Origin of the sequence: Brevibacillus brevis NBRC 100599 (assembly GCF_000010165.1) — a bacterium.
GTDB lineage: Bacteria > Bacillota > Bacilli > Brevibacillales > Brevibacillaceae > Brevibacillus > Brevibacillus brevis_D.
The window spans coordinates 2,819,925-2,835,792 of the sequence record NC_012491.1; the positions used below are offsets into that span (position 1 = coordinate 2,819,925).

General features: G+C 46.8%; 14 protein-coding genes. 11 read left to right on the forward strand and 3 right to left on the reverse strand.

Annotated features, from left to right (window positions below):
* The first annotated feature begins 22 nt into the window (after positions 1–22).
* Positions 23–919, forward strand: a complete 897-nt coding sequence (gnd, locus tag BBR47_RS13890; RefSeq protein WP_015891030.1) for a phosphogluconate dehydrogenase (NAD(+)-dependent, decarboxylating) — start codon at positions 23–25, stop codon at positions 917–919.
* Between the two features lie 182 nt (positions 920–1,101).
* Positions 1,102–1,887 (forward strand): enoyl-CoA hydratase/isomerase family protein, encoded by a 786-nt coding sequence (locus BBR47_RS13895; RefSeq protein ID WP_015891031.1) that lies wholly within the window; start codon positions 1,102–1,104, stop codon positions 1,885–1,887.
* Here BBR47_RS13895 and BBR47_RS13900 read toward each other — a convergent pair whose 3' ends face one another.
* Entirely contained in the window at positions 1,888–2,592 is a 705-nt protein-coding gene (locus tag BBR47_RS13900; protein ID WP_015891032.1) for a MerR family transcriptional regulator, read from the reverse strand.
* A gap of 179 nt (positions 2,593–2,771) precedes the next feature.
* On the opposite strand from BBR47_RS13900, the gene BBR47_RS13905 reads away from it, so the two are divergent.
* Positions 2,772–4,037: a class I SAM-dependent methyltransferase gene (locus BBR47_RS13905; protein ID WP_015891033.1), complete on the forward strand. Its 1,266-nt coding sequence runs from the start codon at positions 2,772–2,774 to the stop codon at positions 4,035–4,037.
* 2 nt (positions 4,038–4,039) lie between these two features.
* On the forward strand, positions 4,040–6,625 hold the full coding sequence (locus BBR47_RS13910) for a metallophosphoesterase (RefSeq protein WP_015891034.1): 2,586 nt from the start codon (positions 4,040–4,042) through the stop codon (positions 6,623–6,625).
* A 54-nt stretch (positions 6,626–6,679) separates the two neighbouring features.
* Here the strand turns inward: BBR47_RS13910 and BBR47_RS13915 are convergent, their stop codons facing one another.
* On the reverse strand, positions 6,680–8,092 hold the full coding sequence (locus tag BBR47_RS13915; protein ID WP_015891035.1) for an alanine/glycine:cation symporter family protein: 1,413 nt from the start codon (positions 8,090–8,092) through the stop codon (positions 6,680–6,682).
* A gap of 43 nt (positions 8,093–8,135) precedes the next feature.
* On the reverse strand, positions 8,136–9,113 hold the full coding sequence (locus tag BBR47_RS13920; protein ID WP_015891036.1) for a glutaminase: 978 nt from the start codon (positions 9,111–9,113) through the stop codon (positions 8,136–8,138).
* A 264-nt stretch (positions 9,114–9,377) separates the two neighbouring features.
* On the opposite strand from BBR47_RS13920, the gene BBR47_RS13925 reads away from it, so the two are divergent.
* From BBR47_RS13925 to BBR47_RS13955, 7 genes are all read left to right on the forward strand, one after another.
* Positions 9,378–10,637 (forward strand): ATP-binding protein, encoded by a 1,260-nt coding sequence (locus tag BBR47_RS13925; RefSeq protein ID WP_050763858.1) that lies wholly within the window; start codon positions 9,378–9,380, stop codon positions 10,635–10,637.
* A gap of 4 nt (positions 10,638–10,641) precedes the next feature.
* Complete coding sequence (locus BBR47_RS13930) at positions 10,642–11,574, forward strand: response regulator (protein ID WP_015891038.1); 933 nt, start codon at positions 10,642–10,644, stop codon at positions 11,572–11,574.
* A gap of 156 nt (positions 11,575–11,730) precedes the next feature.
* Positions 11,731–12,480 carry an alpha/beta fold hydrolase gene (locus BBR47_RS13935; RefSeq protein WP_015891039.1) on the forward strand — a complete coding sequence of 250 codons (750 nt, stop codon included), beginning with the start codon at positions 11,731–11,733 and terminating at the stop codon, positions 12,478–12,480.
* 7 nt (positions 12,481–12,487) lie between these two features.
* Complete coding sequence (locus BBR47_RS13940) at positions 12,488–13,084, forward strand: TetR/AcrR family transcriptional regulator (protein ID WP_015891040.1); 597 nt, start codon at positions 12,488–12,490, stop codon at positions 13,082–13,084.
* Positions 13,085–13,213: 129 nt separating this feature from the next.
* Positions 13,214–13,876, forward strand: coding sequence for a GntR family transcriptional regulator (locus tag BBR47_RS13945; protein ID WP_015891041.1), 663 nt, complete (start codon positions 13,214–13,216; stop codon positions 13,874–13,876).
* Positions 13,877–13,887: 11 nt separating this feature from the next.
* Positions 13,888–15,225 carry a serine hydroxymethyltransferase gene (gene glyA, locus BBR47_RS13950; protein ID WP_015891042.1) on the forward strand — a complete coding sequence of 446 codons (1,338 nt, stop codon included), beginning with the start codon at positions 13,888–13,890 and terminating at the stop codon, positions 15,223–15,225.
* Positions 15,226–15,371: 146 nt separating this feature from the next.
* Positions 15,372–15,860: a MarR family winged helix-turn-helix transcriptional regulator gene (locus BBR47_RS13955; protein WP_015891043.1), complete on the forward strand. Its 489-nt coding sequence runs from the start codon at positions 15,372–15,374 to the stop codon at positions 15,858–15,860.
* The last annotated feature ends 8 nt before the right edge of the window (positions 15,861–15,868 follow it).

Below are 15,868 nucleotides of genomic sequence, written 5' to 3' on the forward strand. Positions count from 1 at the left end.
AAAAAGGAGTGACGTACACGATATGAAACTTGCGATCCTCGGATTAGGAAAAATGGGGTACAATCTCACGCTTAATTTGCTCTCGCATCAACATGAGGTCGTAGCCTATGATGTAGATTCTACGCGTGCAGAAGAGTTGAGTCATGAAGGCGCGATTCCAGCATTTTCGGTGGAGGACGCTATGGAGAAGCTTCCGACACCTCGCGTAGTATGGCTGATGGTACCGGCAGGAGAGATCGTGGATCAATTGGTCGATCAGCTCTCTACCTTGCTAGCTGTAGGAGATATTGTCATTGACGGTGGCAACTCCCATTACAAGCAATCGCTAGATCGCTATGCACGCTTGAAAGAGAAAGGTATTCACTTCATGGATGCAGGAACGAGCGGAGGTATGGAGGGAGCGCGCCACGGAGCATGCATGATGATTGGTGGAGATCGGGAAGCATTCTCTCATATCGAGCCAATGATTCGCGACATTAACGTCGAAAACGGATATTTGTATGCTGGGGAAGCGGGCAGCGGCCATTTCTTGAAAATGATTCATAACGGAATCGAATACGGTATGATGCAGGCGATTGGGGAAGGCTTTGAGGTACTTGCGAAAAGCCAGTATAACTTCGATTTTGCCGAGGTCGCACGCGTATGGGCAAATGGTTCCGTCATTCGAGGCTGGCTGATGGACTTGACAGAGCGAGCTTTTCGAAAAGACGCCAAGCTTGATGAAATCCGTGGGGTCATGCATTCTTCCGGGGAAGGAAAATGGACGCTGGAAACTGCGCTGGATTTACAGGCAGCTACACCCGTGATTGCGATGTCCTTGCTGATGCGTTACCGTTCGTTGGACGAGGATACATTCCACGGAAAAGTGGTCGCAGCCTTGCGCAATGAATTTGGCGGACATGCTGTAGAAAAGAAATAAGAAAGGGGATGACCGTAATGGTGCTTCGGTGGTTGAAGCTCCGGGGTCATCCTTTTTTTGTATATGGAAGAAGAAGGAATTTTCATTTGGAAAGCAAAGTATGTGTGTATCACCCAGAAGTTTGTAAGGTCGAAAAATGCTTGATTATTCTGTAGCTTCTAAAACGATGGGAGGATGGAAAGATGAGCGTTGAAGAGGTTGTTTTATTCAAAAATGAGAAAGGAATCGTGACCCTGACGCTAAACAGACCAGAGGCATTGAATGCATTGAACCGAGATGTGCTTAATCAGCTCTCGACCATCTTGGACCGGATCAAAAACGATACCAGTGTGAAAGCGGTCATCCTTACAGGGGCGGGAGAAAAAGCATTTTCGGCCGGAGCCGACATCTCGTACCTGCATCAGGCGACACCGATGGAAGTAAGGGATTTTGCTCAGTTGGCCGTTTCGGTGACCAGTCAAATCGAATCGTTGGGAAAAGTAGTCGTTGCTGCGATTAACGGCTATGCGCTAGGCGGGGGCCTTGAAATCGCTGAATCGTGCACGCTGCGTATTGCGGTTCAACATGCCAAAATGGGACATCCAGAGGTACGAATTGGAGCAGTGGCAGGCTTTGGTGGAACAACCAGACTCCCCAGGCTAATAGGAAAAGGCCGTGCCACGGAGTTGCTTCTTACAGGAGCAGCGATAGATGCGGATGAAGCACACCGCATAGGACTGGTAAATCGGGTCGTTTCGCGTGAGCGGCTACTGACAGAAACAGAGGAGCTTCTCCAAGAAATTTTGTCTCAGTCTCCGCTGGCAGTGAAACTAACGTGGGACGCGATTCATCGAGGAAGCAACCTGACAGTAGAGGAGTCCGCACTTCTTGGCGCAGATTACTTCGGACTCGTGGCATCCACCGAAGACTTCCGGGAAGGAACCAAAGCATTCTTAGACAAGACATCACCGCGTTTTACCGGAAGATAATCACACGAGCTCCAGTACTTCACATAATTCAACCAACCGCCTAACCCCGAACATCTGATGGCGATTGCGATCATGAATGCTTTTGATCGCATCTGCCGTCACTTTTTTCGCCTGCTCCATACTTTGATTTTCGACGGCTTGTACGATTTCTTTCATGTTCGTTAAAAAATACACCGTATTGCGCAATGTGCGGATAAGCAAAATTTTTCGTATATCCATGGGAGTGAATTGGCGGTAGCCGTTCTCAGGATCTCGTGGCAGTACGAGCAAGCCTTCTTTTTCCCAATGGCGAATCGCAGACGTGGTGACTCCTGTGTAAGCAGCGACTTCACCAATCGTCATGCGGTTTCGCCACTTTTTATTTAAGGGCAAGGAGACGTCGAGATTTTCCAAAAGTTCGAGTGTTTGGTCTGCTGCGACCTTCTCTTGTTGGAGATTGGCCTGTTCTTTATTCACGAGCCAAAAGGCAGCATCCATATCCGCTTTTTGAATCGATCGAAGGACTTCACAGGTGATAGCAACTCCGAAGCCGGGGAACATGGCGCGCAGGCAACGGAAATAGGCAAGATGGATCTCTGTATACAGTCGATAACCATTGTCTGCACGATCAGGAGCAGGAACGACTCCCCATGATTCATAATGACGCAAAGCACTCGTGCTAATATGTAGCTCGCGAGCGATCTCAATCGGCTTGTAATAAGACATCTGACGCACCTCCCGCTAGTTTGTTATCGCGGATTTCACCATACCAAGAACAGCAATTCGAAGCAAATGTTCCGACCATTTTTGGAAGGTCGTAATACTTATACCCTGTTCAGCACGGGATGGAAAGGTGAAAATTGTCAATAGATATTCATTCTTCATTTCCAGAGGTGAGACAACGTATGGCCATTGTTCAGCTACGATCAGAGAACCCGGATTTTTCGTACATGATCAAGAAAAATCCGAATTCCGGAATGAGTTTACGATCCATTCGAAAAGGCATCGCTTACGGATGGTTTTCCAATACGGATACATACAACGTTTACTTTAAAGATGCAGAAAATGAAGTTTCCTACAAACAATCCGAACAAGAGCATTTTGAATATTTGAATGTCTCCCGCTACAATACACCCTTGTTCCCGTTAAATGCGATCAATGAATTTTTTTCTGCAGCGATGAAGCAACACAACGAGCAGGATGCAGAAGGGTATGAGCATGTGTTTTTCATCAACATGATTCACATCGAACGCTTGCTGTATCTTACTTTTTTTGAGAAGCACCTGAAGGACTTCACCTTTGAACTCAAGCATCACGCCGATAAAAGCTACGCTCTGACTATCACAACGAGAACGAGTCTGCACCAGCTTCTCCACGTCGTAAGTGTGCTCTGTCTATTCTTGAGTATGTTTGGAAAAGAGTACATCGATATATCCGATAACATCCTGGATAAATACATCAAAAGCATCCATGTCATCGACGCACCTTTTTACATACGTAGCCTGTTCGCACGCAACTTCCTGACAACCAGAGAGCGCTATCGCAAGTACAAGACCGAGATTGAGAAGACGAGCCGCTATCCCATTCAATTGGAGTACGGCAGCACCGGTTTGCAGAGAAGGAACTACATCGCGAGTAAGCTTCCTTTTACCAAATCCATTGTAGATATCGGTTGCGGAGAAGGCTTTTATGCGATCCCGTTCGCTACCAAGCTGCCACAGTATTACTATGCCATCGATATCGATGAACAGTCGCTGGAATTAGTCAGACGCAGGGCCGATGAAAAAGAAATCTCGAATCTCATTTTGTTCCCCTCGCTCGATCAGTTTTTACAGGATTACAACGGTGAGCAGGTAGATGTCATTATGACTGAGGTCATTGAGCATATGAGCAAAGAGGAAGCGAGAGCGCTCATCCAGCAAATCTGCAGACGATTGGATTTTGACCAGCTTATCATTACAACACCCAATTCAGATTTTAATCAGTTCTATGAGCTGGAAGGCTATCGCCACGACGATCATAAATGGGAAATGGGACAAGAAGAGTTCCAGGCATGGATGACCGAGATCATGGAAGAAGCCGGGGTGCAGGGGCAATTTGTGTCCATTGGTGACGGCGTGAACGACATTCATACCACACAAGGCGTCATTGTCCAGAGAAAGGGGGCGTAACGATGCTGTTACAGACTCAGGTTCACACGATTTTTATGCTCGTCGGTCCCACCGAATGCGGGAAAACGACTTTTGCCAAGGAAGTACTCATGCCGAGGCTTTCGTTTGAAGATGAACAAAAAAACGTAAAAGCAAATGTCCAATACATTTCCTCGGACAGCATTCGCCAGGAACTGCTAGGCTATGATTACGACAAGTATGATCAGGTGATGCTGGAGGCCAGCGAGCAGGCATTTCAGCTCCTGTATGAAAAGCTGCGCTTGGTGACCTCGTTTCCGATCAACGCCGAATTCGTGGTTGTCGATACAACAGGTCTAGCAGAAGACTTCCGCTCGAAAGTCCGTGACATTGCAGTAGAGAACAATTACCGCTTGGAGGTGATCCTCTTTGATTATCGCAATCGGGAAGATTACTATGCATCCGAACGGTCGAAAAAACTGATTACCAACCATATTCTCCGGTTGAAGCAAGAGGTTCTCCGGGCATTATCCAAAGAAGGGTACCACAACATTCACCGGATACGGCACAAAGATTTTTACACACTAGCAGATGAGGTGGCAAATCCGCGTTATGAGGTCGTGATCGAAAATAAGGATGCCTATCTGGCTACGATCCTTCCCAAAGATCAAACATATATCATCATCGGAGACATTCACGAATGCGTCCACGAACTAAAAGGTCTCCTGCAAACCTACGGATTCAAGCTCGAGGACAATCGTCTCATCTCGACGGACAAGGTGCAGCATACCAAAATCATCGTAGCAGGGGACTGGATCGACAAAGGAGCGCAAACGAGGGAGATCATCGAGTTTCTATACACGAACCAAGAGCATTTCTTGTTCGTTCTCGGGAACCACGAAAATTTTGTCTACAAGTACCTACGAAAGGAACTAAAAGGGGTAGACCCACAGTTACTGGATACTTATTTTGATTCCACACACGTTTTGGAAAAAGACGCCGAATTAACAGAGAAGTTCAATCACCTGTATACGCTGGCTCAGCCGTTTTATCGATCGAACGCATTAACTGGGCCGTCCTATTATGTCACACATGCACCCTGCAAAAGGAAATATATCGGAAAGCTTGATGCGAATTCGATGCGACGCCAACGCAATTATCGGATAGACCGAACAGCATCATTGGAAGAGCAGCTTGCTTTTTTGACAGTTGAAGCGGTCAGTAACCATCCGTACCATATTTTTGGGCATATCGCGGCACAAAAAACGTTTCGCCTGAAAAACAAGCTTCATCTCGATACCGGATGTGTGCACGGAAATGCTTTAACTTCAGTCGTGATCGCGCACAAGCCGTTTTTCAAATCGTTTCAGTCTGAGCATCGGGTGATGACTGAGGAGCTACCGATCTTGTTCCATGCAGAAAAACAAGTATCCATGGGAGACTTGGAAGAGGAAGAACTCCGTCGACTCCGTTACTGCTCGCAAAATAAGGTCAATTTTATTTCTGGAACGATGCCTCCGGCGGATAAGGATACGGAGACACAGGAATTGGAATCGTTGAAGGCGGGGCTGGATTATTTCGCGAATCGAGGCGTTCATCAAGTCGTGTTGCAGCCGAAATACATGGGCTCGCGATGCAATCTCTATCTCCATCTTGATCGCGACAAATGCTTTGCGATCAGCAGAAACGGTTATGCTATCCATCAGGTTGATTTGACACCGATTTATGACAAGCTGCATGCAAGGTTCCGCGCATACATGGAGCAAAATGAAATCGCGATGCTCATCCTGGATGGCGAATTGTTGCCGTGGAGTGCAATAGGAAAGGGCTTGATCGAAAAGCAGTTCAAACCGATCGAATCCGCATTGCGGAGTGAATTTGCATTTTTGCAGGAAAATGGCTTTGAAGAGGCGCTGCACCAACTCATTCACAACTATGACGAGAGCGGATTTGAAAAAGACCAGTTCCACCTATCCAAGAGTGCACTCACGGAAAAATTCGGTTCGAGCTTGTATCAAAACTATAAGTATGTGCGAGAAATCAAAGAGAGCTACATTCCTGTAGACAAGCATTTGGAGGCCTATCACATTTACCAAAAACAGTTGGAGCTCTATGCAGGAGAAGGGGAGCTGGCCTACAAGCCTTTTACGATTCTAAAGACCGTCTATTTGAATGGGGACGAGCAATTGCCCGACTGGAAAACATCCGATATGTATCGTTTCGTCAATGACGATCATTTCCTCACGATCGATTTGTCCGAGCTGAATGCGTATGAAGAAGCGACACTTTATTTTTCCACGATTACACTGGAAAACAAAATGGAAGGCATCGTGATCAAGCCAGAGTTCATCAATCAGAAGGTCGCTCCTGCCATGAAGGTACGCAATCCGGAGTACTTGTCGATTATTTATGGCTACGACTACCGATTCCCACACAAGTACCGCAAGCTTTTCAATCAGAAAAACATTACGCAAAAGCTCAAGACTTCGATGCAGGAACACAGGCTGGGTGAGCGGATGCTTGGTTTTACATTTGACGACATTTCTCCAGAAAATACGGAGTATCAAAAAGTAGTCGCAACGATGCTCTTTGAAGTGGCGAAGGAAAAGGAGATCGATCCGCGATTGTAAATGAAAAACGAGAAGCTGCTGTCTGAGCAAGCTTCTCGTTTTTGGTTTGCAGAACTATTTGTTGGAGGATGGAGCAGCATCCCAGGCTTCAATATTATCGACGCCTTCAATACTGTCCTTGTAGAACACAGGATTTTTTCCTGCTTTTTTCTGTTCCAAATAATCATGTAGTGCAGCATAGGCGACTTTTGACAACATGGCGATCGCAATCAGGTTGACAATGACCATTAAGCCCATGAACAAATCGGCCAAATCCCATACGAGCTGTACCTTTGCTACTGATCCGAACAGCACCATGGCGAGTACACTTAACCGATATAGCATCAGCCATGCTTTGCTTGTCTTTAAAAACTCGATGTTCGTCTCGCCGTAATAGTAGTTACCGATCAATGTACTGAAGGCGAACAGGAATACCATAATGGCAAGGAAGCCAGAAGCCCAAGAACCGATATGAATGCTCAGTGCTGCTTGGGACAGCTCAATGCCACTCAGTCCTTGTTGTGTGTACGCGCCGGACAGCAAAATGATGAAAGCTGTGCTTGTACAGATCACGAGGGTATCGAATAGAACACCGAATGCTTGAATCAGACCTTGCTTCACTGGATGGCTTGTCGTTGCTGTTGCCGCAGCATTCGGCGCACTACCCATACCAGCTTCGTTCGAGAACAATCCTCGCTTGATGCCATGCATGAGCGCTGCACCGAGAGAACCTCCTGCGATTTGTTCGAAGCCGAACGCGTTTTTCACAATCAACGCGATCATTGCAGGCATCTCGGAGATGTTCATGATCACAATGAAGAGTGCCATCCCGATGTACAATACAGCCAATACAATGACGATGTACTCAGACATTTTCGCAATGCGTTTTACACCACCGAAAATGATAGCTGCGAATGCGAGCGTCATGAGGATACCTATTATCAAACGATCTGTCCCAAACGAATTTTCAAAAGCAATCGTGATCGTGTTGGATTGCACGGCATTAAATACGAGACCAAACGATAGGGTGATCAGGACAGCAAACAGGGCACCCATCCAACGTTTGTTCAGCCCTTTTTCCATGTAATAAGCCGGACCGCCACGAAAACCGTTCTTATCCTTTATTTTATAAATCTGAGCGAGCGTACTCTCAACAAAACTGGAAGCAGAACCGATAATGGCAATGACCCACATCCAGAATACGGCGCCAGGACCACCTAATGCAATGGCAATGGCAATTCCCGTAATGTTCCCTGTGCCGACACGTGCGGCCATACTAATAGCGAAAGCTTGAAAAGGGGAGATGCCACCATCGTCTTTCGCTCTTCCTTCTTTAATGGAACGGATCATTTCCGGCAACATGCGTACTTGCAAAAATTTGCCCCGGAAGGTAAAGAACAAGCCTAACGCGATTAGCATGACAATGATAATATAGGACCACAAAAAATCGTTTATGGAAGCTGTTACGTCGAGTAGAAATTGTTGCATTGTGTCACCTCGGATTTTGTTATGAATGTTTCCTTAGTATTCTCTAAAAAATCGTTACATCCCATTCCTGAGCAATATGTTTTAATAAAGAAACGCCCGCCACACTGTTTCCGCAACCGTCAATGGAAGGTCCAAAAATACCGATTCCACAGCCATCTTGAAACGGTGAATGTTGTTTGCGGTTAGGAGGAACCAATGTCATGATTCCGCCTGAGACGCCACTTTTTGCTGGCAAGCCAACATTCGCGGCGAATTTGCCCGATGCATCGTACATGCCGCAAGTGAGCATCAGTGCTTTAGCTAAACGGACGACATCTTTCGGGAGAACTTGTTCGTTGCGTAGCGGATGGAAGCCGTCGAGTGCCAACAGGAGACCGATCAAGGCGATTTGCTCGGTGGTTACTTCAATCGAGCATTGCGTTAGATAAACCTCTAAAGCCTCTTCTACTTCGCAGGCCAGATAGCCCGTATCCTTTAAATAATGGGCGAGTGCCCTGTTTCTGTGAGAGTTTTCCCATTCGGAAAGAAACACTTCCTCGTTCACCATTGGCGTCACACCTGTGATTTTACTGAAAAATGCATTCAAGTAACGCAACTTATGATCCGGTGTTTGACCAGGGAGGAGTGAAGATGTCGTAATCGCTCCCGCATTGATCATCGGATTAAAAGGCTTACCTGGCTTGTTCATTTCCAGTCGGATAATGGAGTTGAATGCATCACCAGTCGGTTCTACATCTACCCGATCCAACACGTAAGGGATGCCATGGTAGCAGCAAACAGCAATAAAGCTGATTACTTTGGAAATACTTTGCATCGTAAAAGGAGCTTCCCAGTCACCCGCGGTGTGCATTTTTCCAGTAGGCTCGATGATACAAATACCTAACTGATTCGGATCTGTTCTGTACAAAGCAGGGATATAACTGGCACATCTTCCTTCAGATGCCTTGGAACGATATTGTTCCACCCATTGTTCTAATTCATCCACGAGTAAAACCTGCTGAATCAACGCCTGTCCCCCCAAAAATCGAATACATTGCTCTTACGCGAAGTGAAAGAGAAAGCGCTTCCATGCTTCACGAAAATACATATAATGATCACTTTACAACCACCCTACAAAATAAAACAAAAACTCACAGATTGATTCATGAGAGTTTCAGATTTTTTTTTACTTGTCCTACATGCGATCCTCGGTAAAAATAGATAGGGGCATCAAGAAACAACGTGGGAAGTGAAAGGCGTGCGTGTTCAGACACAAGTAAAACGGGATTGGTATATATTGGTCCTCATGCTTATTACGGTGCCATTGGCAGGGGAGTTGAAATTTTATCCCGTCAATGAGACATTTCGAATTAGCTTTGGAGCTCCTACCTTTTTCTTCTTTTTATTACTGTTTCAACGAATTCCATCTGTTTTCGCCGGCTTTTTGACGGGGATTACGGTCGTATGCTTCCGGATTGTGATTGACCTCATCGCCGGGAATCATTCAGCATGGGAGGATTCTCTCCAAGCGCATTATTCTAGCTTTTTCTTTTATTTCGCTTATTGTGTTCTGTTTTATGTAACAGGAGTACGCCATATTCACAACAGGACGATATTGGTTGGATTAATGGGAATGGTCATTGAGGTATTGGCTGACCTCATTGAGTTTCTCTCGCAACATGTCCTGCTGAATAACGTCCTCACATGGGGAGCGGTGCAAGAAATGCTCGTGATAGCGCTGTCCCACAGCTTTATCGTGATTAGTTTTCTCAACATGATGAAGCTGTACGAGGCACAGTCGCGAGAGCAACAGACCAGAAAACAGAACGAACACATCCTGATGCTGATTTCTACCTTATATGAGGAATCCATTCATCTGAAAAAAACACTGCAAAATGCAGAGAGTATTAGTATGAAGTCTTTCGAGTTGTACCAAGGCTTGCAGGAGCTTCATAAGGAACAGGTGGCCACGAATGTAGAAGGCTTTGCCAAGAAAGCATTGGTTGTCGCAGGCGAGGTTCACGAGATTAAAAAGGATAATCAACGCATTTTTGCTGGGCTGCACAAGCTGATATCGGATGAAAGCATTACGGATTACATGGACATCCATCAGCTCGTGGACATTATCAGACGAAGCAATATGAAGTATGCAACTTTGTTGGAGAAGGACATACAAATCACAGCTTTCATAACGGGGACACACCCGCTCTACCATGTATTTATGATGCTTTCCCTGATCAATAATCTGGTGGCAAATGCAGTGGAAGCCATCCAGCAAACAGGAGCCATTTCCATTGAAATTGCTCGGATAGGCGATCTTGTGGAAATCAAAATCAACGATGACGGACCGGGAGTACCGCCACGGAGAAAGGGCTTGCTGTTCAAGCCAGGCTTTACGACGAAATACGATCGAACCGGCAACCCCTCTACAGGGATCGGACTGTCTTATGTACAACAATTGGTGGAACAATGGCAAGGGGAAATCTCCCTACAGGATGGAGTGAATGGGAAGGGGACAACATTTCTCATGCGATTACCAATTGATCCGATAACGAAGAAAGGGTGAGAAGATGCTGTTTTATTTAGTAGATGACGACGATGCCGTTCGCCTCATGCTGACGGAAATTATAGAAGACGAGAATCTGGGCGAAGTCGTAGGGGAAGCATCTGACGGCTCGATGGTAGATGGTCATACGTTAACCGCTCGCAATGTAGATATTTTGCTGATTGACTTGTTCATGCCCAACCGGGATGGAATTGAGACGATTCGCCAAGTGAAGCCGACATTCACAGGAAAGATCGTCATGATCTCTCAGGCAGAAACGAAAGATTTGATTGCCCAAGCTTACGCCCTGGGAAGTGAATACTACATTATCAAACCTGTAAACAAAATCGAAGTGGTAACGATCCTCCAAAAAGTGATCGAGAAAATTCGCCTCGAGCGTTCGATACGGGACATTCACAAATCGCTGAATGCCGTCATGCAAGTGGACCAGCCGCCTTCCGGACAAACTCGTCCGTCTCAGGCCAAACCACTTCGCGAGGCGGGTCAATTTCTCTTAACTGAGTTGGGCATCGCGGGAGACAATGGTAGCAATGATTTGTTAGATATTTTGGACTTCTTGCATGGATACGAACAGACGCATACGTTTAAAAATGGTTTTCCTGCCCTAAAAGAAATCTTTGTGGCGGTAGCACAGGACAGGCTCGGAGTCGCTGTAGACGATCAACAAGTCGCTAAGGTTGTCAAAGCTTCTGAGCAGAGAGTCCGCCGAGCGATTTATCAGTCACTGAATCATTTGGCGTCTCTTGGGCTTGCGGACCTCTCGAATTGGAAGTTCGAGAATTACGCTTCGCAGTTTTTTGATTTTACGTATGTGTGGAAGAAGATGGCGGAGTTAAAGAGCAATGCTGCATCGCCTAGTTCAGATATTCGGATCAATATGAAAAAGTTTATTCAAGTGCTGTATGCAGAGGCGAAGCGCATTCAGTCGGAGGCGTAGTTGTTCTGTGTTGACTTGTAGAGAGAAGTCCTGATCATGACGATTAGGACTTTTTCTTTTGTAGGGGGAATGCATTTGTTTTTTCATTGACTAAACGTTCATTCAATAATAAACTGGGATCATATACCAAATCTACATTTCACGGAGGGATCACCGATGGATTTGTACTATGAGGTTTCAGGGGAAGGAAAACCAGTCGTTCTATTGCACAGTGGCGGTGCTGATTTACGAGATTGGGCATTTGTCGCGCCGATTCTGGCGAAGCATTATCAGGTCATCGCTTTCGACGGACGCGGATGTGGGAAATCTCCGTCTCCAACAGAGACAGCGAACTACGTCGAAGATTTACTTTCCGTCATGGACCACTTCCAGCTGGATGAAGCCACGCTCGTAGGACATTCGATAGGCGGACGAATTGCAACAGATTTTGCGCTGACTTATCCGCAAAGAGTGAGCAAGCTCGTGCTGATTGCTCCAAGTTTGACAGGGTATACACCGAGTCAGCCGTTCACGGAATGGATGCAGAAAATCCAAGAAGCACCGGATGTTGACCGTATGGTAGAGCTTTCCTTATCGGCCTGCCCGTATCGCGTCGTAATGGCAAGTCCACAGAAGGACTTCTTAGTTGAGATGGCGAAGCATAATCTAGCAAAAATGTTAGAGTGGGCGACGTGGGAGTCCGTATGGCCGCAGCCGCCTGCGATAGAGCGGCTCAAAGAATTAGCGAATCAAACATACTTGATAATCGGTATGGAAGATGCCCTGGATGCGAAACGGATGGCTGAATATTTTAAAGAAGTTTTACCAGAGAGAAGGTTTATCGAGATTACGGGTGCCGATCATAAGCCAACGCTGACGCATCCAGAAGAAATCGCTCGCGCTATCACTGAATTTTTGGAGGACTGACTGAACCGTGCCCCGTACCCCAGCTGAAAATGAGCGCATTCGCCAAGCTGCAAAAGACAAAATCCATGCAGCCGCGATGACGCTCTTCATAAAAAAAGGCTACCACGCGACCTCAATCGACGATGTAGCCAAACAGGCCCAGATATCGAAGGGATTGCTTTACAACTATTACAAAGGAAAAGAAGAGCTCCTCGCCGCGATGGTCCAAGTACGGATCGAGGAAGTAAAAGAAGTGATGGAGGCTGCGACTCAGCTTGCAACGCCGCACAAACAGCTGTGCCATATTATCGACGGTGCGCTTGATAACGTCTACCAGCGACCGGATGTCTATCGTTTTTACTTGAATTTGCAGACGCAGCCCGAAGATGATCGCGTACTTGCTTCTTACAGAGAGCAATTAAATGAGGAGTCACTCAGGCAGTTTGAAGTCCAGTGCCAGATTTTCAAACAGTTAGGCGTAAAGCAGCCCAGATTGAGATCGCTCTATTTTTCATCGGCGCTCCAAGGCGCAATGTTGATGATGACGACTTATTCGGAAGGGTTTCCGGTTGAAGAGATGAAGGAGCAGCTGATACGGGAGTATTGTAGCCCTCCGGCAGAATGATAGAGTTACGTTCAATAATGAAGAGGCTATCCCATTCGTCAATGTTACTGGTGGGGGTAGCCTCCTCTACTTTCGTGTATCTAAATATTTAAAATTGACAGATAATAATAAAACCAATATATTGGTTTTATGGACACGAACCTAATCAAACAAATCGAACGCCCCACATTACGCGAACAAGTATACCAAGGCTTGAAGAAAGCGATCATCATGCTGGAGCTAAAGCCAGGACAACGAGTCAACGACAACGAACTGGCGGCTTTATTTGGCGTGAGTCGAACACCTGTGAGAGAAGCGCTCAAACGGTTGGAGGACGAAGGTCTTATTGAATCCGTCCCTGGCTCTCACACACGGGTAACACCCTTACTGGAAAAGGAGGCGAAGCACGCTTTTCCTGTTGTTGCGGCCTTGCACGGGTTGGCAGCACGACTGGCGATGCCATTTGAATCAGAGGTCATCCGTAGTCTGGAGCAATGGAATGAAAAGCTACAGGTTGCGCTCGAACAGCAAGATGTGATCAAAGCGATTGAAGCAGATGACGGCTTTCACGACGTGATCCTCGAGGCTGCGGGGAATCGTGAAATCTACCTGGCACTTGAGCGAGTTGTACCGAAAATTCGGCGTTTGGAATTTGCTCGGTTCGGTTCCTTGGAAGGGGTGGAATCAGTAGAACAGCACCGCAGAATCATCGAAGCGATTCGGGACAACAACAGTCAGCTTGCCTCTTCTTTGATGGAAGAAAACTGGATCAACCTCGGCAAATTGCTTACGGACCATTCCAAAGATGATTAGGGGGTAATGGCATGAGTACGGTTGAAATGAAGGGGGAAGTACATGATTCGCGTGTTCTGCAATGGGCACGATCCATTATCGAAGAGAGTCCGTCCCACCGTCTGATTCAGCAAGAGATCGTGAATGCTGTCAACCGCAATGCGATATGGCGAGGCGAGGAATGTTTGAATTTGCTCGCACCAGAAGCACCTACCACGCCTATCGTACGTCAATTACTCGCTTCTGAGGTTGGGACTCGCGCTGCGGAAGGACATATCGGGAGCACGCAGAGATGGTTCGCTGGCACGAAATATATCGATGAGATCGAAGCGCTATGTGTGGAGCTGTTGAAAAAAGTATTCCACGCCAATTTTGCTGACCATCGATTGGTAGCGAGCATGATCGGAAACATGACGGTCTACGCGGCGTTAACGCAACCGGGCGATACGATTATGACGATCGCGCAACCGTTTGGAGGGCATTCCAGCAATCGGGTGGACGGGCCTGCTGGCATTCGTGGTTTGCAAATTGTCGATGTGCCAATGGACCCAGTTGAGCTTACCGTTGATCTGGATGGATTCGCTAAGGTAGCACGACAAGTTAGACCAAAGCTCGTTACCCTAGGCGCGTCCATGACTTTATTTCCATTCCCGCTGAAGGAAATGGCAGAGATCGTGAAAGAATGGGGCGGTCGCATTTATTTTGATGGCGCACATCAACTGGGTTTGATCGGTGGCGGTCAATTTCAGGACCCGTTGCGAGAAGGGGCATGTGTGATGACTGGCTCTGCTGGGAAAACGTTTAGCGGCCCACAAAGCGGTATCATCGTCTGGAATGACCCGGAATTTTCGGTACCGATAACAAATGCCATCTTCCCGGCACTTGCCGCGACACATCAAGTCAACCGGGTAGCGGCATTGGCAGCGGCGGCGGCAGAGTTTTTGGCGTTTGGGAAGGAATACATGGCCCAAATTGTGACAAATGCACAAGCGCTGGGGAAAGCATTCGATGAACGGGGAATTCGGGTGCTTTGCACGCACAAAGGCTATACACGTACACATCAAGTGATTTTGGACGTAAAAGAGTTTGGCGGTGGCTACGAGGTAGGGAAGCGTTTGGCGGAAGCGAATATCATCACGAACAAAAATTTGATTCCTGGCGACGGACCAGAGGATTGGGACTTTCCAAGCGGTCTGCGTATCGGGACGACAGAAGTCACTCGGTTTGGCATGAAGGAAAAAGAGATGGATACGATTGCAGACCTGATTGCCAGCGTGTTATCAGGCAATGAAAAGCCCGAGGTTGTCCAGTCGAAGGTGATCGAATTGCGCAGATCGTTTAGCAAGATGCAGTACTGCTTCCCAGAATAGAGTAGGTAGGAATAACACCGTATGCCGGAGTTCAGAACTTGGCATACGGTGCTTTTTCGAGTGCGAAATGGACACTCATTCTTGACAATCTCATTTCATTTCGTAAATAATCGATTGATACCATCAAAGAATGGGAGTCTAAACGGATGAGTACAGACCATACAAACTCGGATGTTACCATTGATCAGACAACGAAAGAGCTGGCTCTCGTATTTGGTCAGTTAAAGCGGATCGGACATGTTTTCAGTCCTTCGAAAGACCTCCGTCAGAGCGAACTGAATTTGCTTGTTCACTTGACCTACGTAAGTCCACCAGGAACGAATGGCATCAGAGTTTCCGAGCTAGGCAAGCAGTTGAAAATAACGTCAGCAGCCGTGACGCATGTCATTCAATCACTCGAACAGCTTGGGCTTATTACCCGCACCGTGGGACCTAAGGATCGACGCTCCATTCTCGTAGCCCCAACGAAAGAGGGCTTTGATTTTGTGGCAGCGAGAGAGCAAGAGCTGTTTACTCGTTTTCAGCAGCTGCATGAGCATCTTGGTACGGATGATGCACAGGCACTCATACGGATTTTAACGAAATCAATCAGATTCCTGCATACCTATCAGCATAGCGATGAATTACAACCATAGTTCGATGA

Bases quoted from the DNA above. Each gene is read 5' to 3' on its own strand.
- BBR47_RS13895 (WP_015891031.1), top strand. From the start codon at position 1,102: ATGAGCGTTGAAGAGGTTGTTTTATTCAAAAATGAGAAAGGAATCGTG.
- BBR47_RS13915 (WP_015891035.1), bottom strand. From the start codon at position 8,092: ATGCAACAATTTCTACTCGACGTAACAGCTTCCATAAACGATTTTTTG.
- gnd (WP_015891030.1), top strand. From the start codon at position 23: ATGAAACTTGCGATCCTCGGATTAGGAAAAATGGGGTACAATCTCACG.
- BBR47_RS13905 (WP_015891033.1), top strand. From the start codon at position 2,772: ATGGCCATTGTTCAGCTACGATCAGAGAACCCGGATTTTTCGTACATG.
- BBR47_RS13935 (WP_015891039.1), top strand. From the start codon at position 11,731: ATGGATTTGTACTATGAGGTTTCAGGGGAAGGAAAACCAGTCGTTCTA.
- BBR47_RS13925 (WP_050763858.1), top strand. From the start codon at position 9,378: ATGCTTATTACGGTGCCATTGGCAGGGGAGTTGAAATTTTATCCCGTC.
- BBR47_RS13955 (WP_015891043.1), top strand. From the start codon at position 15,372: ATGAGTACAGACCATACAAACTCGGATGTTACCATTGATCAGACAACG.
- BBR47_RS13900 (WP_015891032.1), bottom strand. From the start codon at position 2,592: ATGTCTTATTACAAGCCGATTGAGATCGCTCGCGAGCTACATATTAGC.
- BBR47_RS13930 (WP_015891038.1), top strand. From the start codon at position 10,642: ATGCTGTTTTATTTAGTAGATGACGACGATGCCGTTCGCCTCATGCTG.
- BBR47_RS13910 (WP_015891034.1), top strand. From the start codon at position 4,040: ATGCTGTTACAGACTCAGGTTCACACGATTTTTATGCTCGTCGGTCCC.
- glyA (WP_015891042.1), top strand. From the start codon at position 13,888: ATGAGTACGGTTGAAATGAAGGGGGAAGTACATGATTCGCGTGTTCTG.
- BBR47_RS13945 (WP_015891041.1), top strand. From the start codon at position 13,214: ATGGACACGAACCTAATCAAACAAATCGAACGCCCCACATTACGCGAA.